Origin of the sequence: Calothrix sp. UHCC 0171 (assembly GCF_034931845.1) — a bacterium.
Lineage (GTDB): Bacteria > Cyanobacteriota > Cyanobacteriia > Cyanobacteriales > Nostocaceae > Brunnivagina.
The window spans coordinates 1-20,883 of the sequence record NZ_JAYGHN010000017.1 but is presented as its reverse complement, the minus strand read 5'-3'; the positions used below and the strand labels follow the sequence as shown (position 1 = coordinate 20,883).

Genomic DNA, 20,883 nt, shown 5'->3' with positions numbered 1-20,883 from the left:
GTTTATTTGTGTGTTATCGTATGATAGCTGTGAAGATTAGTGATGTTTTCCTGCAAAAAACTTTGTAAGTTCGCGTCTGCTTTCGCTAGTATAGCCAAAGACCCTAATTGTCCTTTACTACGCATGACAGGCAGCAAATCCTGGATAAAAAACTGTACCCATTCCGTTGTTGTTTTATCATTTAACCATTTAAAAGCGTTATACGCCTGATTTGCATTAGCTGCACGCACTGTCAAACCAATAACCGTCGCATACCTGGAACTAGGTTCAGTCGGAAACGTAACTTTACCCCCATTCCCTTCAAGAATTGATACGAGATTGGGTAGACTTTGATATACCTCCAAGTAGGCAATAAATTCAGCAGTTGTACCCATACCTACCGCCGGGGTAATATCCAGTCCAGCATAATGCAATGCACTTGCCATTTCCCAAGAACGGGGTGTGGGGAATGCAGGTTGTTGGGGGTCAATTTTATGCAGTAATGTGGAACGGAAAGAAAGAAAAGCGATAATTTGCTCGTGTAAACCTTTTTCTAAGGCGTAGACTTTAAAGCTATCAAAATCCGATTGGACTTCCAGGTGTAAAAACCGATTTGCCAAAGGTGCAGGCATATCGAATACGGCGGCTCTATCTTCTTTGCGATTCCCAGCAGCCCAGACAAACCATCCTGGGGGGACAGTATAACTTCCTACTTGCCGATCTAAAATTAATTGTTGTGCCACCCCCTGCATCGCTGGTGGTGCCATATTTAATTCATCGAGGAATAAAATTCCCTTGCCAGCACGGGGCAGAAATTCGGGTGGAAACCACTTAGAAATGCCATCTGCGGCGACAGGTAAACCGCGCAAGTCGGTGGGAGCAAGCTGGGATAAGCGCACATCGACAAAATCGATTCCCTGTTCTTGCGTAATTTGCATAACTATGCTGGACTTGCCAATACCAGGAGGTCCCCAAATCATAGTGCTAATTTGCAGATTTTTGGCAATTAAATGGTTTAAATAGGTTTTAAGTTCGCTGGGAGTCATCAATTTGAGGGTTTAAATTAAGGATTTTTAGTAATTACAGTGATTGCTTTTAGTATTCCCTATCCTTCAGTCAAAATACGCGATCGCGCATTTTGAGCGATCGCACACCTACATCCTAAAATATCTGGAAGTATCATCTAATTGGCTAGTCGTACTTTCGCAATGTCGCATCTACGGTACGACTACAGCCTACTTCTAATTTTGAATGCTACAAATCAACACTTTTGCAACTGCGTCATTGTCACCACCATCTCATCAACTGCCTGCCGCAAAACCCTTGCTGGTTGTTCGCTTTGATTGACAATAATACTAAAAACCAAGGGTTCGTAATTAGGCGCGTTCAAATATCCCGACAGCGAAACAACACCACCAACTGTACCTGTTTTTGCCACCACTATGCCCTCAGCAGGAGTACCGCGAAATCTATTTCTCAACGTCCCCGTTCTTCCTCCCACGGGTAAGGAAGCCCGAAACACCGACGCAGCCGGAGATTTTGCCATACTCTGCAAAAGTTGTACCAACGCCTCTGGACTAATCAAGTTTTTGCGCGACAAACCCGAACCATCAACGATAAAATAACTCGTGGTATTTACCCCCATCTGGGTTAAAGCCCCCTTCAACACTTCCAAACCAACAGCAGAACTTGCTTGTCTGGGTTTTCTCATCTGTTTGACTGCCATCATATTTAATACTGACTCGGCAAACAAGTTATTACTATCAACATTGGTGATTTTAATCATTTCTGCAAGCGGTGGAGACTGAATTGCGGCAACTTCATTTTGCGTACTACCACCAGTTGCTACTGCCGTTGTTCCCAAATTTATACCTTCCTTCGCCAGGGCGACGCGGAAGCGACGTAGGAAAAAATAATTTGGGTCAACTACAGGTAAACTCACAGAAAAAGGGTTAGAATTCGCTTTCAGTTGTCCCTGAATTTTGAGAATATTTCCTGATAAGTCACGAGTTACAGACAGGTCAGTTTCTTTGTCATTAGCTATGGTTGTAGATTGGTTGAGAATACGCCAAATACGAGCTTCGTTGGGGTCAGCCCAGGAGATTTGTAACGGTCTACCAACGCCTTGGGGTGAGAGTCTGATGGTAAATATATTTTCGTTAACAATGAAACTACCGACGGGTGCGCCATAATCTGATTGTAGGTCTTCCCATTGCCAACTTGGTTGTACCACATCGCCTTGAACATAACTATCATCAGCAATTAATTTTTTGATTTGGGTAATTCCTTTTGCCTTCAGTTGCTTGGCTAAATTTGCCAGTTGAGCATCGGTAATACTGGGGTCTCCCCGACCTACAACCCTCAAGACTCCCGGCTCTTGTTGATAAATTGATGTGCGAATGCGAAAATTGCCACCGAGTTGTTGCAATGCGGCGGCGGTGGTGAGTAATTTCGTATTTGATGCGGGGATAAAATATTTATTGGCATCCCGACTGTAGAGTGTTTGCCCAGAATTTATGCTTTTTACTAAGATACCCCAACGCACACGGGTAAAGAGAGAACGGTTGGCGATCGCATCTATACTACTCCCTAATTGTGCGGGACAAATAGTTTGAGTTGGTTGGGTTGGTGCGATCGGTATGGGTGTTTCGGTTGGGGCAGTTTGGGCTGTTGCAGCTAGCGGAGTCACACCCAATTGTGTGGAAAGTAAGAGTAAGAGTAAACTTATACGAGTTTGTGTAGACATTATTAAAATTACCTAAATTAACGGGACTTCCGTAGAATCCCCAAGTTGTTCAAGAAATCATTAAAACATAGCTACTGAATATTGGGATATGTAAATCGGTACATGACAATATACTCATGTATGTTTTCTGATATATATTATGATTATTAAGTGTGTAAAAATTTAGTTTATATTTTGGCGATGAATAAATTTCTGCGTCTTTCATCATCATTATTTCTCAATAGTTATTAGAAACATTATTCAAAACAAAATATGAAAAAAGATAGCAGCTTAATAGTAACTGATTCCGAAATTTATTCTAATTCTTCAGCAAAGCGAGATGCTCTTTATAAAAAATTTCATTCAAGAATAATTCACAATCTTGATTTAGATAGAACTATCGTCAGCTTTCAGGCAAATAAAAAAACTCAATTCTCATCTTGGTTTAAATATAGAGAAGGATTTTCAGATAGTCTTGTAAAATATTTAATTCAAAATTTAAAGCCACAATCAGGTGTTCTTTTAGACCCATTTTCTGGTGTAGGCTCATCACTATTTTCAGCAAGTGATTTAGGTTGGCAAACTATTGGAATTGAACTTTTACCAGTTGGTATTTTTGCCACACGAGCAAGAATGATGGCAGACAAAAATTATGTAGAAAAACTCAATGCATTTGCATATAACCTTAAATCTCTAAAATTTTCAGATTATTATGATCCAACTTATGATTTCAAACATTTAGCAATAACCCGTGGTGCATTCCCTCAAGAGCAAGAAAAACAACTAGTTGGCTATATTTCTTACTGTCATCGTCATATTGTAGATGATAATTTACGAGAACTACTTTTATATGCAGCTTTTTGTATTCTAGAAGAAATTAGTTATACCAGAAAAGATGGACAATATTTACGCTGGGATAGTCGTTCTGGTCGTTCTAGAAGTAAAAAGCAATTTAACAAAGGAGAAATTCTCACTTTTAAAGATGCAATTAATAAAAAACTGAATCAGATAATAGCCGATTTGTCAAATCCAGATGTGATTCAATTAGAATTATTTAATAATAATTATGAACCGGCAAAGAATACAATATCAAATATTCATCTTCATCAAGGGTCTTGTTTAGAAGTTCTTCCTATTGTAAAAGAAAATAGTATTGATTTTGTGATCACATCTCCTCCATACGCAAATAGATATGATTATACTCGTACATATGCTTTAGAACTGGCATTTTTAGGATGTAAAGAAGAAGAAGTTAAATTTTTGCGTCAAGCAATGCTTTCGTGTACAGTGGAGAACTGGGATAAAAGAGATTTATTAAAAAAACATTATCTGGATATAGAACGCTATGAAGATTTTTTGAAGATAGATTCAATATTTAATCAACAAGAAGCTTTAAATGAAGTATTAAAAATTTTGGAAAAATATAAACAAGAAGATAAATTAAATAATGTCAATATAGTCCGAATGATGCATAATTATTTTTATGAAATGTGCTTTGTAATATATGAATTAGCTCGTATTCTAAAAGTTGGTGGAATTATCGCTATGGTAAATGATAATGTTCAATATGCAGGTGAGGAAGTTCCTGTTGATCTAATTTTATCTAATATTGCTGAAGCTTTTGGCTTGACAACACGACATATTTGGACATTAGGACGAGGAAAAGGTAATAGCAGTCAACAAATGGGACATCATGGTCGTTCTGAATTGCGTAAGTGTATTTATGTATGGGAAAAGAAAGTACTGTGACAGAATCAAATCGTATTAACTATAGATTACGCTCAACTTTTTTCTATCGCAAACTCAAAGAATATAATACATTATCCTTTCGATCAAAAATAGAATCTTTATTACCTATTCAGAATCTATATGATTGGACTGATAGGCTAAACTGGTGTGTTGGAGAAGATGCATATAACTATATAAATCAACATTCTGATCTTGATTTAATTCAGGTATTTTGTCATCCCAGATTAATTAGAGAACAACCTCAACTCATAGCTTACTATCGGAATATTGCTGCCTTATCACAAAAAGCAGTGACTAATTTAGTAGGAATAAATGTAAAGAGGTTTGAAGCTGATAAAGAAAGTAGATATTCGCTTACGGAAGATACTGCTTCGACTCTTTCACAGCTTTTTAATGAACATATTTCTTTGATTATTGATAGTTCAATCAATAATTTGAATGAAGAAGAATTATATGCATTATTACTAGTATCAACAGGAACACAAATAGATGGTTCTTGGCGTAATGCAATAGGAGAAGAGGCTGAAAAAGTAGTACAGCGACTTATTGTTAAAGAAACAAAAGAAAGAAATATTCTTGCTGCTTTTATTCCACGTTTAGATACGGGTGTGGAAATATATAATCCTGATAAAGTGGAAAAACCTCAATACTTTTTTCCAGCGAGCCTGATATTTCACTTTTGAACAACCAAGGTCAAACAGTTGGTGTCATTGAAATAAAAGGAGGAACTGATCCTGCGGGTGCGCTTGAGCGTTATGGAGCAGCAATAAAATCTTTTGAAGAGGCTCGTCGTAGACATCCAACAGTTAAAACAATTCTCATCGCTAGTTGTATAACCACAGAGGTAAGTAGTCGCATTCAGAATGATAATAAAATTTCTTACTATTTTAACTTGACAGAAATACTCAGCGAGAATTCAAAGGAGTATAACAAACTTATTCAAGAAATATTTGATCACATATAGTATTCAAATACTATATTATTTGGTTTAAAAAAAGATTATGAATCGAGTTTTCAGAAAGATAATTGTTATTTGTGCTTGTATTTTTCTTTCTGCTGGTATTGTTGCCAGTAGTAGTATTACACATCGTTCAGTTAGCCTGAATACTGTTCAATCTACAGAAGATTGTTTAATTCAACGAAGTATAGACAATATTTCTGAGTCAAATAAACATTGTCTATATCAACCATTCATTACTAATCCCGATAATTTAACTAATCCGATTCCTACACATAATCCAAATTTGCCAGAAAAAGAACGTTTTCTATCTATAGTTAATCATGCATTACCATTAATCCCGGATACAGGAACATTTGAATATATTTTATTACGCCAATATGGCGCTGTTTTTGTTAATAAAAATCCTTTAATTAAACTACCTCCAAAGGTATTATTTACCAACACCCAGGAAACTAAACAATATCAAGCTAACCTCACAATGGGGAAGGTAAATATAGGGAATAATTGTTATCTACAAAAAGTTGCCGCAGATGCACTCAACAAATCACGAACTCAAATCAATATTTCCCTAAAATCAGGAAACGGTGCCGGAGATTGTACTCGCAGTTATGACACTAATTTACGTTTTTGGCGAAAGTATGCCAGTAATAAAACTTTAGAACAAGTTAGACAAGGTAAGGAAACTCGTATTTTGAGTGTTGTTGCGCCACCAGGAACATCACAACATCTCTGGGGTTTAGCCGTTGATTTAAGGGTTTATAATAGCAAGCAAAGAGAAGTTTTGAATCAAAATGGTTGGTTCCAAACTGTGGAAGGTGATGTTCCCCACTGGACTTATTTAGGTGTCCCAGAAGAGAGTTTAAGTCTGTTGGGTTTTCGGAAGAAAATAATCAGAAATGTTCCTTATTGGTTGACTCCTTTATAGATTTTAGCGATTAAATAAAACTCATAATAAAAATGCGATCGCAAGAATAATTTTTTCTAGTTTATAAAGTTTGATAAGCTGTAATTTGCTCGACAATGCAAGTCTCATCAAGGTTAAATTTTATATGCAAAAATTACCAATAATTATCGCTCATCGAGGTGCTAGTGGATATCGTCCAGAACATACATTAGCGGCGTATAATTTAGCGATAGAGATGGGTGCTGATTTTATTGAGCCAGATTTAGTAATAACTAAAGATGGTGTGCTAATTGCACGGCACGAAAACGAAATATCTGAAACTACGAATGTTGCAAATCATTCAGAATTTAGAGATAGAAAAACTACTAAGTTAATTGATGGAGAGTTAAAAAGTGGCTGGTTTTCTGAAGACTTTACATTAGCTGAAATCAAAAAACTGCGCGCTAAAGAAAGAATCCCAAATATTCGCCCCCATAATACTGCTTATGATGAATTATATGAAATACCAACGTTCCCAGAAATTCTGGATTTAGTACAGTATAGGAGTGTTGAAATTGGACGCAAAATTGGTATTTATCCAGAAACTAAACATCCTACCTATTTTCGTTCTCTTGATTTAGCTTTGGAACCACCACTATTAGCAGTTTTATCTGCGAATGGTTATACAGGGAGAGATGCACCTGTATTTATTCAATCATTTGAAGTAGAGAATTTACAATTTTTATCAAGAGAAACGGATTTATCATTGGTACAATTGCTCAACGATAATGGACAACCCTACGATTTTACTCTCAAGGGAAATACATATAATTATCGAGATTTTGTGACTGTTGAGGGATTAAAAAAAATTGCAAATTATGCACAAGCAATTGGAGTGAATAAAAACTTATTATTACCTAGAGATATTTCCGGGAAATGGCTATCACCGAGTTCTGACAATTGCTCACGAACTAGTTTGCCAGAAAATGCTCATGCAGCAGGATTACTCATTCATGTCTGGACTTTTCGTAGTGAAGATGTTTTTTTACCGATGGATTTACAGGGAAATCCAGCAGCAGAGTATCAGTTGTTTTTTGATTTGGGTATTGATGGGGTATTTAGTGATAATCCAGACTTGGCTTTGAGAGTATTAGAGGAAAATCAGTATTAAATAGTTAATTTTAATAAAATCAGGAAATAATAATTTTTATTTTTATAATTGAATCTAATTTTTCGGAATTTTATTTAAAAGCACAACATTTATTCTAGTCAAAATAGAAAATCAAAACTCCCAGAATCCTGCATTTGCATTATCCTTGCAGAGGAATTTGAATAATAAATTCTGTCCCTTTACCTGGGGAAGAAATACATTCTAGGGTTCCAGCATGTTGTTCAGTAATAATTTGATAACTGATGGATAATCCTAAACCAGTTCCTTTTCCTTCTGGTTTAGTTGTATAGTATGCATGGAAAATTTGATCACGAATTTTTGCCTCCATTCCTTTACCATTATCGCCGATGTGAATGGTAACATTTTCTCGATCAACTGTGGTAGCAATACAAATTAATGGCGTAGAAATAATCTTATTGGGGCTAAAAAATTTGCTTTTCTCACTTTCCCATTTACTATCTTGGACACCTTCATCAATCGCATCGATGGAATTAGCAATGAGATTCATAAATACTTGATTAAGTTGACCTGGATAACATGCGAGTTGTGGTATGTTACCATATTCCTTGATGACTTTAATTGCCGGACGATAGGTTTGGGCTTTAAGACGATGCTGAAGAATCATGAGCGTCGTTTCAATTCCTTCATGAATATCTACTTTTTTCTTTTCCAATCCATCCGCACGGGAAAAATTACGTAATGATTGCATGATACCTTGGATGCGATCGCTTCCTAATTTCATTGAGGAAATTAGCTTTGGTAAGTCGTGAGAAATATGTCCCAAATCCACCATTTCAATAATTTCTTCTATCTCTCTACCGGGATTGGGAAATTTCTGCTGATATAACTTTAATAAGTGAATTAAGTCTTGGCTATATTTGTCGGCATGATATAAGTTTGTCGAAATAAAACCAATTGGATTATTAATTTCATGGGCTACTCCTGCGACTAATTGCCCTAGGGAAGAGATTTTTTCTGTATGAACTAATTGTAGTTGTATTTTTTGGAGTGCTGCCAAGGCTTCTGATAATTCCGCAGTCCTTTCGCGCACTCGTTCTTCCAATTCTTGTTTTTGTTGATCTAATTCTAAATTCAAACGTCGTAATTTCAACTGCACTTTGATGCGTGCTAAGACTTCATCTTGTTGAAATGGTTTGGTAATATAGTCAACTGCTCCTAGTCGCAATCCTTTGACTTTGGCAACAGTATCCGTTAGTGCTGTCATAAAAATAATGGGAATATCTTTTGTTAATGGATTTGTCTGCAAACGTTGGCAGGTTTCAAAACCATCAATGTTAGGCATCATAATATCTAGTAATATCAAATCTGGTGGATTGCTCTGGACTTGCTCAATACCGCTTATCCCATCCATTTCGATTAATACTTCATAACCTGCATCAGCTAAAGTTGTATATAACACTTCTAGATTCGTGGGGCTATCATCGATAACTAAAATTGTCTCAACTATCTTGTTAAAAGTATCTTCTAGCTCGCTAGTTTCTGTAATTTCTAAGTGATTATTTTCTGACATATTTTTGGAGATATTTTCTAATTAAAAATTAATTTTACTAGTGAATAAAATCTTCAGATATGAATATTTTCCTGAATGAAAGCACGAATTTTTTGGATATTGAGATTTTTTACATATTTATTTAGTTGTCTCACAAATATATGATATTTTTCGTCCTGGCGAGCAATTTTTTCCAATTCTTGTTTAATTCCTTTAATTTGTCCTTTTCTAGCATATTCTAGTAGCATCTTTAAATCGGAAACAGGTGGTATTAACATTTCGCTAGTCTCAACTGTAATTTCATCATCTGCTGTAATTGCAGGACTTGCATAAATCCAACTTATTTGTAAGTATTTTGCCAATAAGTTATATAGTTCTTCAACCTGTACAGGGCGTGTCAGGAATGCATTGGCTGTTACATTCCCAGTATTTCGATGCTCAATTTGTCTAATATTACATGTAGCTAAAATCACGATAGTATTTTTTAATAACTCAGACTGACGGATTTTCGCTAGCATTTTCCAACCATCAACGACAGGCATTGTAATATCAGAAATAATCAAATCAGGTCTATATTTATTTGCTTTATCAATGCCTTCTCTACCATTACTCGCTTCGATAATAGTAAAATCAAGTGGTTCTAATAAGCTAATAAATAGGGAACGGTTTTCCCAATATTCATCAACAATTAATATTTTTTTCCGAACACCAGAATAACCAATTATTTTACCATGACTGGTAATTGTACTAGCCTCAGTCCAATCTTCTGCCACTCGACAATCAAGCTCAAATTCAAATAAACTACCGACTCCAAGCTGACTTCTTACTTGGATTTGACTACCCATTACCTCAACTATTTTCTGACTAATTGTTAATCCTAATCCAGTGCCTTCTGATTGATGATTGCTATTTTCAACTTGTTCAAATGGTAAAAATATATTTTCCATTTGTTGCCTAGTCATTCCCACACCTGTATCAACAATAGTGAAATGGATAATTGCATTTGATGGCTCTTGACTATTACTAGCTGTAATTTGTAGTTTGACACAACCAGAATTTGTAAATTTAATTGCATTACTCAGTAAATTAATTAATACCTGGCGCAATCTTTTTTTATCAGATGTGATGCCGACTGGTAAGTTTGGCGGTGGCTCGTAAACAAAATCGATACCTTTACGCTCGGCTCTGACTCGACATACTTCTACGACTCCTTGGAGAAAGGAAGGAAAATGAAAATCTGTATTTTGCAATTCTATTTTCTGAGATTCTAACTTTGATAAATCTAAAATATCATTGATTAAACCGAGCAAATGAAAACCACATTGATAGATTGTTTTCACACCATGTCTTTGTTCTTCTGTTAAATTAGCAGAACGAGCAAGAATTTGTGCATAACCTAAAATACCATTTAGTGGTGTACGTAATTCGTGACTCATATTTGCCAAAAACTTACTTTTGGCTTGATTGGCAGCATCTGTTGAGGTTTCTGATTTTTTTTGTGCTTCGCTCAGTATTTTTAATTGCTCAAGTATCTGATTTAGAGAAGTTCCTAATATCATTAATTCATAAGTATTACCTACAGGTATCTGGAGAGATAAATCTTGTTTTTTCACTACTTGTTGAGTCACATTTGCGATCGCATTAACAGGATGGGCAATTTTTCTACTGATATAAATTATAAATAAATAAGCCAATGTAATACTTATGCTAATACTAAATAAGATAAATATAATTCTCAATATTCCTACTTTATCTAATTTATTCTCGATTTTTTCTTCTTGTTTTGTTGTGATTCCAATTGTATTAACAAGTTGATTTATAAAATCTTGATTCTCTTGTCTATCTTCACTTTCAAGTAATTTATTAAATTCTTCTTTTATTTGGAAAATTTGCTTTTTATCTAATGATTGTGCTGAATTTTTCTTTAGTAAAATTTCCAAATTTTTTAGAAAAAGCAAGTAAGAATCTTGATATCTATCAAATAAATATTGCAATGATTGATTAGAAGAAGTCGTATTATTTAATTGATTAATTATACTTTTACTTCTAGTGATTCTTTGAATATTTGTTTTTTGTGCTTGCTGGAAATTCTTGGGATTGTGTAATGAAGTTGGAAAATTTGCTAGCCCTTGGAGCTTGATAGCATCGTTACGTAAATCAGTTAGCAATTGGCGTTCACGACGAATCATAATGCGTTCTGCATTAAATTTATTTTGCCAATAATCTCCGATCGCAATTCCTGTTAAACTACCAGATATGGCAATTGCTACAGCCCCAATTTGTCCAAATTTAATTTTTTCCTGAATACTTAATCGCTGAATATTATGGTTGATTTGGTTGAGAAACTTTTTGCGTTTCTTCCAAGTGTCCGTAAGCTTTTCCAAAAATTGTGAATTAGATACAGTAGTTAGATTTTCATTCGGTTGATGAGTCATAAGTTAAATTTAATATTCTCAGTAATATTACACACATTTTGACAAAAAATAGTTTATTATTAATAAGTAATAGTTAGGTTGTCTGTGAGCAATAATAATGCTAAGCAAATATAGCCCAATAGTGATAAAAACAGACAGATATCGGCTATCAGTCATTTTTTTGCTATTGAACATAATAAGAGTTGTATCCTCTGAATTAATATTGCCCAAGTTAGAAGACAAAATTGACAATCACCACAAATAATTATGAACCAAAACTAAATTCCCAACTTCGTGAATAAAGTTGGGAATTCGGCTTTTGAAGTATGAGGTATCAGCGATCGCATTTTGCGAACTAGAATAGTTAATAATTAATTTGCAGCAGTCATACCCCAGTTGACATATGCTAATTTTGCTGCTGTTGCTTTTACCTTTTCTGCTTGTGCTACCAACTGTCCACAAGCATCCCAAGAACCAGAAACAAACATATTTCTTGCACCTTCACCGATGGAGATTGGTGCAGAAAAATCACCCACTTGTACCTGCATTGTTTCTAAATTTAGCGTTACATTTACCTTTGGGTTTGCTGCTATCAGTTCCTGCAACTTCTTCGCTGTCGTCTGATCGACAGTTACACAGGGCACACCATTAGCTACGCAATTACCGAAAAATATTTCTGCAAAACTTTCACCAATTAGGGCTTGAATACCCCACTTAGCGATCGCTTGGGGTGCATGTTCCCGTGAAGAACCACAGCCAAAATTGCGATTGACAACTAAAATTTTTGCACCTTGATACTGGGGTAAATCGAAAGGATGTTCACCATTGAGGGCTTTTCGATCATCTGCAAAAGCATGTTCTCCTAAGCCGTCGAAGGTGACGCATTTTAAAAAACGCGCGGGAATAATGCGATCGGTATCAATATCATTACCAACTAAGGGAATAGCAGAACCGGAAACTAATTTTACTTCGCTAGTCATAATTGTTGTTTTGGGGGGATGGGGGGATGGGGGGATGGGGAGATGGGGAGATGGGGAGACGTTTAAATATATGGAAATATACAAAAAACATCTTCTCTTCTTTTCCCCTTCAGCATTCATGATTTAGCATTTATGAACCAATACTGATTAATTCCCTAACATCAGATACTTCGCCTTTAATTGCCGCAGCTACAACCATTGCAGGACTCATTAATAATGTGCGTCCGCTTGCCGAACCTTGTCTACCCTTAAAATTGCGGTTTGAGGAAGAGGCGCTGATTTGTCGTCCTTCGAGTTTGTCAGGGTTCATTGCCAGACACATTGAACATCCAGCTTCCCGCCATTCAAACCCAGCTTCCACAAAAATGCGATCGAGTCCTTCGGCTTCCGCCTCTTTCTTTACCCGTTCGGAACCTGGTACTACAAAGGCTTTTACTCCCTCCGCCACCTGCTTCCCTTGGGCAATTTTTGCAGCTTCCCGCAAATCGCTGATGCGTCCATTGGTGCAGCTACCGATAAAGCAGACATCAACTTTTGTCCCTTTAATCGCTTGTCCAGGGGCTAAATCCATATATTCGTAGGCTTCTTTCGCCACAAATCTGTCATCTTCTGCGAGTTGTTCGGGAGATGGCACTTGTTGGTCAACTCCGATACCTTGACCGGGGGTGATTCCCCAGGTAACGGTGGGGGGAATATCTTCAGCTTTGAAGACGACAACGTCATCATACTCAGCATCATCGCCGCTTCTCAGGGATTCCCACCAAGCCACAGCTTTCTCCCATTCTGTATCTTTGGGAGCAAAGTCACGTCCTTTTAAATACTCGTAAGTAACATGATCGGGATTGACATAACCGCATCTAGCACCACCTTCGATCGCCATATTGCAGACAGTCATCCGTTCTTCCATATTCATATTCTCAAAGGTGGTTCCCGCAAACTCGTAAGCGTAACCAACACCACCTTTTACCCCCAGGGTGCGAATGATGTGAAGGACAACATCTTTGGCATATACCCCCGGTTTTAATGCCCCATTAACTTCTATTTTTCTAACTTTTAATTTAGATAGTGCTAATGTTTGCGAAGCCAGGACATCCCGAACCTGACTCGTCCCAATCCCAAATGCGATCGCTCCAAATGCTCCATGAGTAGAAGTGTGACTATCACCGCAAGCGATTGTCATTCCTGGTTGGGTAAGTCCCTGTTCTGGTGCAATCACGTGAACAATTCCCTGACTTCCCGAACCAATATTGTAGAAGCGAATATTATGTTCCTTCACACTACTTTCCAACGCTTGCATCATCTCTTCCGCGAGAGGATCGACAAATGGACGCGCTTGGTTTTCGGTAGGTACAATATGGTCTACTGTAGCAACGGTGCGTTCTGGAAAAAGAACCTTTAACTTGCGATCGCGTAGCATGGCAAAGGCTTGGGGACTGGTAACCTCATGGATTAGATGCAGTCCTATAAATAGTTGCGTTTGCCCCGATGGCAATGTACAAACCGTGTGTAAGTCCCAAACTTTATCGAATAACGTGCCTTTGCTCATACATTCATCCGTTCAATGCCCTTGGAACTATGATGGTAGCAAAAATTGGGCATGGAGTGGAATCACATATGTCAAAAGCAAAATTTGAGGGGCTAATATTCCATATGCAAAGGGGGCAGGTTGAAAAGCCTACCCCAAATCAAATTCTGCTAAAGGGGTCGTCTCTACAGTTCGATTAGCTTGTTCACTTGCTCCAATCGAAAAAACCTTTTTTAAACGCCTGTCTACTGAGATTAATTAGTAACGAGACTCATCTCCTTAATCATTTTAGCTTCGAGTGTGTCACGATAGTGTAAATCGAGCCAGCAAAGGGGTAATGCTTCACCCGATAAGAACATCATCTCTGATTTCAGATAAATATCAGGGTCTTGAAGTTCTTGACCTGCGTGCATTCTGGCTGTAACTTCATTTACAGAGGGATTAAAAAGCGCATCAAGGGTGAGAATCTCGACGATAGTTTTTGTTGGTTTATGCATTAAAAACATAGTTGTTCTCCTATGTCGAGTCTAGCTACATCAATACTAGATCGAATTGAAGCAAATAACTTCAATTTGCAATACTTTGCAAAGTTCAATTACTTTAATATTTGTCTGCATATATTCCTTATAGTTATCATCTAAATCACCGGACGTACAACCCGAATCAACTTAGCTGCCAAAGATTCCTCAGATACCAAAGCTTCATGAATACGAATTGCCATTCGATTTCTGTCAGTATCGTTTGTACAAACAATAATACCAAAATGCTCGGAATTAGCACGATGCAAGCGGACAAAATCTTGACGATTGAGGGTTATGACTGCACGATTGTCTCTAATTGCAAAAGCTAATACTTCTTCATCGGGAATGCCTAAATTATCGTTACCAGCTTCCTGTACAGTTAAAACATCATGTCCCATTATCCGCAACAGTTCGCTGACTATCCGGGGAAATTGTTCATCGGTATACAAACGTGCCATTGATTAGGCTGCCTCATTATTAGCACGAATTGCGGCAGTAATTTCTTCGGGATGAGCATCAGCATAAGCCCAAGCATTGACCAGATCGGCTGCGGTAATATGAGGATAATCCTGCAATAATTGGGCTTCATTAATACCAAGTTGTTGTGCTTCCGCTAAAAGCCAAACAGCAATTCGAGTTCCCGCAATACAAGCTTCACCACCGCACACACCAGGAGTTTTAGTAATTCCCCTTCCACTGGTGCTAAGGTTTTTGGTCAGACTTTGGATAATCTCTGCTTTATCAGCAAGCGATAAGCCCAGAAGTTGCTCTTCGATTTCTTGACGAGTCATAGCGATCGCGGATGATAAAAAGTATCTTTATTGTAGCAATTTGGGTATGAGCAATAAAGGAATCACACAATCCACCAACGCGATCGCAATGTTCCGAAGGAGGGGTCTATGTTTTTGTAAAAGTGAGATTCTCCCCCTATCAAATAGCTATATCAGCAAGTTAGTAGAAAATATTAAATATTAAATCTTTTCTATCAGAATACTTAAGAATGAGGATTAAATAAGATTTAATTTAATTCTGCACATTCACATGTTAATAAACCCCGATAGCGGACACCGACGGGAGTGACATCAAAACTACAGGGTAAAACCTCAACACCGCAGGCGATCGCATCTCGCAACAATCTACCATATATGGGGTCAGCTTTATCTCCAGGAGCAAATGCCGTACAGTCTCCGCGATTAATAAAATAAAGCATTACCGCTCGACTGTGAGGAATTAAAGCTATTAGTTCGCGTAAATGTTTCTGTCCCCTTGTTGTTTCTGTATCCGGAAATAATGCGAATCTCCCATCTACCCAAGTTGTATTTTTTACCTCTAGATAAATTGGTTTATCTGTATCATTACCTGTTAATAAAAAATCGATGCGGCTTTTTTTATCTTGTCCGTAAGGCACTTCACCTTTAATTTTGGCGTAATCTCCCAACTCTGGAAACAAATATTTTTCCAGTGCTAATTTCACAATTCGATTGGGTAAAGCTGTATTTACACCTGTCCAAGTTGGTTCATTATCATTTACTTGGATTAATTCCAAAGTGTAAGCTAATTTGCGCTTAGGATTATCACTCAACGACAGCATCACCGCACTTCCAGGCGTGGAAACCCCAGTCATGGGACCTGTATTTGGGCAATGTGCGGTGACTATTTCTCCTGATGTTAGTTCTACATCAGCAAAGAAACGTTTGTAGCGTTTGACTAAAATACCTGGGTATAAAGTGGGATAGCGATAGAGTAATTCTTCTGTCATTAATTCAATTTTGAGTTTTAGATTTTGAGTTGTAGAAAGTTTTAGATTCTAAGTTTTAGATTTTAATTTCAATTAAATTTTATTTCACTATCCTCTGATATTTGAAAATATACTGTATAAAATAGAACGCCAGCATACATTTGCGAGTAGTTACATATCAGCTACTGACAAATTGGAATTAACTCAATTTAAGTAAAATTCGGCGAGATAAAATTATGCGACATTCTGTAAACATCTTAGAACCGACAGATTTGTGGTATCTACAAAATAATATCAATAAAGAAACAAATAAATACTACCATCCCACAAAAAGTATTCCTTTTGTACAGCAAATAGAAATCAAACTCGAAAATACTGGAGTTGTCATCCAAAAGGGCAGCTTGCATAGTTGCTTTGGTAAACTGAATTATGGAGTATATAAAACTGACAATCGTCTCAAAGATATTTTCGTGTCTTTGATGACAGAAATCGATTATAACGCTCCAGTTTATCGAGGTACGGGTGTAGTCAAACTGGAACCAAGACAAAAAGGTAATTTTTTGAACTATACAGAAATTGAGATTAATGAAAACGAACAATGGGAATTAGATGATGGCATATTCCAATTTTGTTCAGATAATGTTGTCATGGGTGTTAAAAAATTAAAGTGGAGACAAATGGCTGGTTCCACTGATGGAAATTCCCGAATAGTAATTAAATCTTTACCCAATCAAACAGCACAACTTGTAACTGGAACCCTAGCCCCTGCCAAGATAATTCAATTGAGAAATGGAGAAGTTTTGATTGCGGATTATGATATGGTGAAAGGCTTTACTAATGGGATTAAGGAAGATTACTGTAAATTAGGGTATTTTGGCAAAGGTGGCGGTGAAGGTTACGTTTGGACTTATAACGGTGCAGGTAGATTATTAGTATCTGAAACCGATAGTATGGGAATTGGGTGAAGGCTGGGATATAGGTTTCTCTTTCTCAGCTTCCTTAGCAGTTACCCAGGGAGCAGCCAGGAAAATCACCAGCAACAACGTCCAGGGGAAAATAAACAAAAGCGAAAATTGGCGGCTAAATTTGAGCATAAATACTGGGATGACGCTGCAATAATGATACTAAATATCTATCGTTTTATTTGCAAGTCTTTAAGGAATTTGGAGTCAATAAAGTATTAAGAGTAGGGTGCTGTTAGCGCAGCGTAACGCACCATCTCATATTCGATTAATTGCAAGTGATTAAATTCCCGTTTTTAGACAGGTGGCGAGTTTGTAGGGATTATCGCACAATTGGAAATAGGTTCTTCGATTTGTTGTGTTTCACATAATACCACTAAAGCCATGACTCAAGAATATTACAATCAAGGCTTGTTCAAGGCTAAACAAAAAGACTATGCTGGTGCGATCGCGGATTTCACCCAAGAGTTGCAATCAAATCCTTATTTTGCGGAAGTCTATCTACAACGAGGTTTGGCTTATTATGATTCCGGTCAAATATTACATGCTGTTGCAGATTATACAGAAGCATTAAAGCTGGATTCACAGTTTATTCAAGCATATTACAGTCGAGCGCTGGCGCGAATGGTGTTGAAAAATATACCAGGTGCTTTGGATGATGTTGAGAAAGCAATTTACCTCAACCATACCTATGCTGCGGCACATCAATTACGGGGAACTTTACTACGGAAGTCAGGGGATATTCATAATGCTATTGCCAGCTTTAAGAAAGCGGCAGAGTTATACTTGCAACAAAAAGATGCCGAAAGTTGTCGTTTATGCATGGAGAAAATCACACAACTACAACCGAAAGCTGAACCAGTGGCAATTTCCAAATCAACTTCACCACCCCTAGAAATCATCTCGGAAGGAGATTATTTTAAACAATTAATTGAGAAAGCTGAAAATGGCGATATTCGCGAAGCTTTGGAAAGTTTAAGTTGGGCGATGCAAGTTGATTCTCAAGATGGTAAGGCTTATTGTTGTCGGGGTGTTATCCGTTGTAAGCAGGGACAATTTACGGAGGCAATTTCTGACTTTAATCAAGCCTTGAGATACAAGTTTCACGATGCAATTGTTTATCGGAATCGTGGTAAAGCGAGGCTACAAATGGGGGATAATCAAGGGGCTATTGCTGATTTTAATTTGGCGCTTGAATTAGAACCAGAAAATGCGATGATCTATGTGGCTAGAGGTAATGCACATCGTTCCACAGGAAATTATACGCAAGCAATCCAAGATTATACAAAAGCATTAGAGTTTAATCCTCATGATGCCCCAGCATATTATCATCGTGGATTGGCAAATACCCATATCGAAGAAATGCAAAAGGCGATTGCAGATTATCAGAAGGCAGCTAGTATTTTTTGTGAACAAGAAGATTGGGAAAATTATCAAAAAGTATTAGATAGTTTGAAGAAAATTACCGTGCCTAGTGGTGATTTACAAAAGCCAAAATCAACTTTCTTACGTCAAAAACTGCTACGTTTGGTGGGTGGATATTGGGAAATTGCCGAACGATTATTAGAGGAAGTTAAGTATTCTTATCCTGGGATGTCTGAAGATTGGTATATGGAAAAAGTCATTAATGATATTGAAAGGGATAGAAATAATTAAAATATCCTCGGCAGGATTTTTAAAATTAAAAATTAGGTATTTTAACTGTGAATTTGGTTTCTCCCTTGCGACTTTCCACATCAATTGTTCCCTTTAATACTTCCACCATTTTCTTCACTAATGTTAGTCCTAAACCTGTACCCCCATATTGCCAAGGATCGTTATTTGGAATACGATAAAATTGGTCAAATACGCGATTTTGTTCTTCCTTGGGAATCACCACACCAGAATTAATCACGTTGAGTTCTACTGTTTGTTCATCAGCCCTAACTTGGACAGTAATTATTTCTCCGGCGGGAGTATATTTGCAAGCATTATTTAATAATTCAATTAAAATACGCTCTAATGTGGAAATATCAGAATTTAACAACGGTAATTCTGTAGGAATATCTATCTTTAATTGTTGTTGTTGATATTGAGTTCGCTCTAAAAATGGTTGAATAACTTCCGGAATCCAAACTTGGAGATTAATTAATTCCGAAACGATCGCATCTGCTTTAGCATCTAAATAGCACAATGTCAATAAATCTTCAACTAATTTATTATGTCGCTGACTCGCTTGGCGAAAAATATTTAAAACTCGCGTAAATGTGGGAGATATGGAATGAGGATATTCTGTTTGCAGCAACTTTTCTAAAGTTTGCACCGCAAGCTGTATACTACTCATGGGCGATCGCAATTCATGCGATATGGTTTTGAGAAAGTCATCTTTGATGCGATTGAGTCTTTCTAACTCCTTGACTTGCTGTTGTGAGGCTTCGTATAATCGAGCCTGACGAATAGCGATCGCACATTGACTAGCTACTTGTTGTACTAAAGTCACTTCAAAGTCTGCAAATATTTCTTCTTTTGCCCTCAGTAACCAAAGGTTTCCCAAAATTCCCTTGCTACCACCGTTTTCATAAATCGGACAAGCTAATCTGGTACATTGCATCCCTTTGGGACTAAATTCGGGAATTATTTCGGCAAACTGTAAAGGAACTTTTTCTAATAGCTGTTGATAGAGTTGGGGGAAATCAGCTATTTTTCTCACCATTCCTTGCGATTTCGGAAATATATGACTGTATTCGTAAACAATAGTCGCGATTGTCTGCGATGAGTTATACAGTTCAATTTGACAGCTATTTGTTTGCAAAACTTTCGCTAATTCTTCAGTTGCTATTTGCAAAATTTGAGTTTCATCCAAACTATCGCGAATTTTTTCGGTAATTCGCTTTACCAAATCTTGCTGCCCCTCAACTTGTTGGCGAGCGTATATTTCCTGATGTAATTCTTTATTTTGTAATGCTAGACGCTGGCGCATTTTTTTCAGCGTCAAATGTGTTTGAATCCTCGCTAAAAGTTCCTGTTGCTCAATCGGTTTAGTCACATAATCAACCCCCCCCAATTCAAATCCCTTCACTTTATTCACAGTATCCGAAAGAGCAGTTAAAAAAATTATGGGGATATTTGCTGTATGAAGATTGTTTTTTAACTGCCGACAAACTTCAAAACCATCAATTCCTGGCATCAAAATATCTAGTAAAATTAGGTCAGGCAAACTAGATACCGCTATCTTCAAAGCATTTTCCCCATTTTGGGCAGCTAAGACTCTAAATCCTTGAGTTTCCAAGAACGTAAATAATACCTGTAAATTGCTGGGATGGTCATCAACAATCAAAATAGTTTTATAATCAATAGATGTGGATTCCAGAAATTTGCGATCGCAATTATTCGAGTTCATCTTCACCAGTCCTCACACTTAAATTTGTGCGAACCTTGCAAGGCAATTAGGGATTGGATAGCAAGGGATTACAAATTCCAGACTTATCTGTCACATCCTGTCCCCAACTTGTTATGAGAAAGTCTTCAAACATTACAAAACTTAGTAAACATCAATTATTTTAATAAAAATTTTATATTTATTATCATCAAAGCCGATTTTCAATAAACAAAGCAATAAAAATTTACTTTTCTTAATATTGTTAATTAAACAATGTATCTTCAAGACGAATATTTAAAACTAAGTAGAACGGTGCAAAAAACAGTCGACGCGGAGCGGCTTCTCGCAGAGTAGTATGTAACGAAAAGTGAATTTGCCCAAAACTCTCTTCCCTCCTGACTTGAAAA

The 20,883-nt window shown here is 37.0% G+C and carries 19 protein-coding genes; 8 read left to right on the top strand and 11 right to left on the bottom strand.

Annotated features, from left to right (window positions below):
* Positions 1 to 2 precede the first annotated feature (2 nt).
* Positions 3 to 1,025, bottom strand: a complete 1,023-nt coding sequence (locus VB733_RS14500) for a MoxR family ATPase (protein WP_323340769.1) — start codon at positions 1,023 to 1,025, stop codon at positions 3 to 5.
* Between the two features lie 43 nt (positions 1,026 to 1,068).
* Between VB733_RS14500 and VB733_RS14495 the strand changes: the two genes are divergently transcribed.
* Positions 1,069 to 1,224 carry a hypothetical protein gene (locus VB733_RS14495; RefSeq protein WP_323340768.1) on the top strand — a complete coding sequence of 52 codons (156 nt, stop codon included), beginning with the start codon at positions 1,069 to 1,071 and terminating at the stop codon, positions 1,222 to 1,224.
* A gap of 16 nt (positions 1,225 to 1,240) precedes the next feature.
* On the opposite strand, the gene dacB is transcribed toward VB733_RS14495, so the two are convergent.
* A complete protein-coding gene (gene dacB / locus VB733_RS14490; protein WP_323340767.1) occupies positions 1,241 to 2,725 on the bottom strand; it encodes a D-alanyl-D-alanine carboxypeptidase/D-alanyl-D-alanine-endopeptidase in 1,485 nt (494 codons plus the stop codon).
* Positions 2,726 to 2,977: 252 nt separating this feature from the next.
* Between dacB and VB733_RS14485 the strand changes: the two genes are divergently transcribed.
* The 5 genes from VB733_RS14485 to VB733_RS14465 all read left to right on the top strand — a co-directional run bounded on the left by VB733_RS14485 (position 2,978) and on the right by VB733_RS14465 (position 7,468).
* Complete coding sequence (locus tag VB733_RS14485) at positions 2,978 to 4,453, top strand: site-specific DNA-methyltransferase (RefSeq protein ID WP_323340766.1); 1,476 nt, start codon at positions 2,978 to 2,980, stop codon at positions 4,451 to 4,453.
* The gene (locus tag VB733_RS14480) at positions 4,432 to 5,136 is read left to right on the top strand and encodes an XcyI family restriction endonuclease (protein WP_323340765.1); all 705 of its coding nucleotides are present in this window, start codon (positions 4,432 to 4,434) and stop codon (positions 5,134 to 5,136) included. Before VB733_RS14485 ends, VB733_RS14480 begins: the two co-directional genes overlap by 22 nt.
* Entirely contained in the window at positions 5,133 to 5,417 is a 285-nt protein-coding gene (locus VB733_RS14475) for an XcyI family restriction endonuclease (protein ID WP_323340764.1), read from the top strand. The genes VB733_RS14480 and VB733_RS14475 overlap by 4 nt, the downstream gene beginning before the upstream one ends.
* A gap of 37 nt (positions 5,418 to 5,454) precedes the next feature.
* Positions 5,455 to 6,339, top strand: a complete 885-nt coding sequence (locus VB733_RS14470) for a D-alanyl-D-alanine carboxypeptidase family protein (RefSeq protein ID WP_323340763.1) — start codon at positions 5,455 to 5,457, stop codon at positions 6,337 to 6,339.
* 124 nt (positions 6,340 to 6,463) lie between these two features.
* Positions 6,464 to 7,468, top strand: a complete 1,005-nt coding sequence (locus VB733_RS14465) for a glycerophosphodiester phosphodiesterase (protein ID WP_323340762.1) — start codon at positions 6,464 to 6,466, stop codon at positions 7,466 to 7,468.
* A gap of 139 nt (positions 7,469 to 7,607) precedes the next feature.
* Here VB733_RS14465 and VB733_RS14460 read toward each other — a convergent pair whose 3' ends face one another.
* The 8 genes from VB733_RS14460 to sfsA form a co-directional block, all read right to left on the bottom strand.
* The gene (locus tag VB733_RS14460) at positions 7,608 to 8,999 is read right to left on the bottom strand and encodes a response regulator (RefSeq protein WP_323340761.1); all 1,392 of its coding nucleotides are present in this window, start codon (positions 8,997 to 8,999) and stop codon (positions 7,608 to 7,610) included.
* A 53-nt stretch (positions 9,000 to 9,052) separates the two neighbouring features.
* Positions 9,053 to 11,413, bottom strand: coding sequence for an ATP-binding protein (locus tag VB733_RS14455; protein WP_323340760.1), 2,361 nt, complete (start codon positions 11,411 to 11,413; stop codon positions 9,053 to 9,055).
* A gap of 350 nt (positions 11,414 to 11,763) precedes the next feature.
* The gene (leuD, locus tag VB733_RS14450) at positions 11,764 to 12,372 is read right to left on the bottom strand and encodes a 3-isopropylmalate dehydratase small subunit (RefSeq protein ID WP_323340759.1); all 609 of its coding nucleotides are present in this window, start codon (positions 12,370 to 12,372) and stop codon (positions 11,764 to 11,766) included.
* Positions 12,373 to 12,502: 130 nt separating this feature from the next.
* Positions 12,503 to 13,918, bottom strand: a complete 1,416-nt coding sequence (gene leuC / locus VB733_RS14445) for a 3-isopropylmalate dehydratase large subunit (RefSeq protein ID WP_323340758.1) — start codon at positions 13,916 to 13,918, stop codon at positions 12,503 to 12,505.
* Between the two features lie 233 nt (positions 13,919 to 14,151).
* Positions 14,152 to 14,403, bottom strand: coding sequence for an acetyltransferase (locus tag VB733_RS14440; RefSeq protein WP_096611101.1), 252 nt, complete (start codon positions 14,401 to 14,403; stop codon positions 14,152 to 14,154).
* A gap of 131 nt (positions 14,404 to 14,534) precedes the next feature.
* Positions 14,535 to 14,876, bottom strand: coding sequence for a DUF5615 family PIN-like protein (locus VB733_RS14435; protein WP_323340757.1), 342 nt, complete (start codon positions 14,874 to 14,876; stop codon positions 14,535 to 14,537).
* Positions 14,877 to 14,879: 3 nt separating this feature from the next.
* On the bottom strand, positions 14,880 to 15,209 hold the full coding sequence (locus VB733_RS14430; RefSeq protein ID WP_323340756.1) for a DUF433 domain-containing protein: 330 nt from the start codon (positions 15,207 to 15,209) through the stop codon (positions 14,880 to 14,882).
* A gap of 227 nt (positions 15,210 to 15,436) precedes the next feature.
* Complete coding sequence (gene sfsA / locus VB733_RS14425) at positions 15,437 to 16,177, bottom strand: DNA/RNA nuclease SfsA (protein WP_323340755.1); 741 nt, start codon at positions 16,175 to 16,177, stop codon at positions 15,437 to 15,439.
* 215 nt (positions 16,178 to 16,392) lie between these two features.
* On the opposite strand from sfsA, the gene VB733_RS14420 reads away from it, so the two are divergent.
* Together VB733_RS14420 and VB733_RS14415 are read left to right on the top strand one after the other, a co-directional pair.
* A complete protein-coding gene (locus VB733_RS14420) occupies positions 16,393 to 17,121 on the top strand; it encodes an AIM24 family protein (RefSeq protein ID WP_323340754.1) in 729 nt (242 codons plus the stop codon).
* 381 nt (positions 17,122 to 17,502) lie between these two features.
* The gene (locus VB733_RS14415) at positions 17,503 to 18,774 is read left to right on the top strand and encodes a tetratricopeptide repeat protein (RefSeq protein WP_323340752.1); all 1,272 of its coding nucleotides are present in this window, start codon (positions 17,503 to 17,505) and stop codon (positions 18,772 to 18,774) included.
* A gap of 25 nt (positions 18,775 to 18,799) precedes the next feature.
* Here VB733_RS14415 and VB733_RS14410 read toward each other — a convergent pair whose 3' ends face one another.
* Complete coding sequence (locus tag VB733_RS14410) at positions 18,800 to 20,497, bottom strand: response regulator (protein WP_323340751.1); 1,698 nt, start codon at positions 20,495 to 20,497, stop codon at positions 18,800 to 18,802.
* Positions 20,498 to 20,883 lie beyond the last annotated feature (386 nt).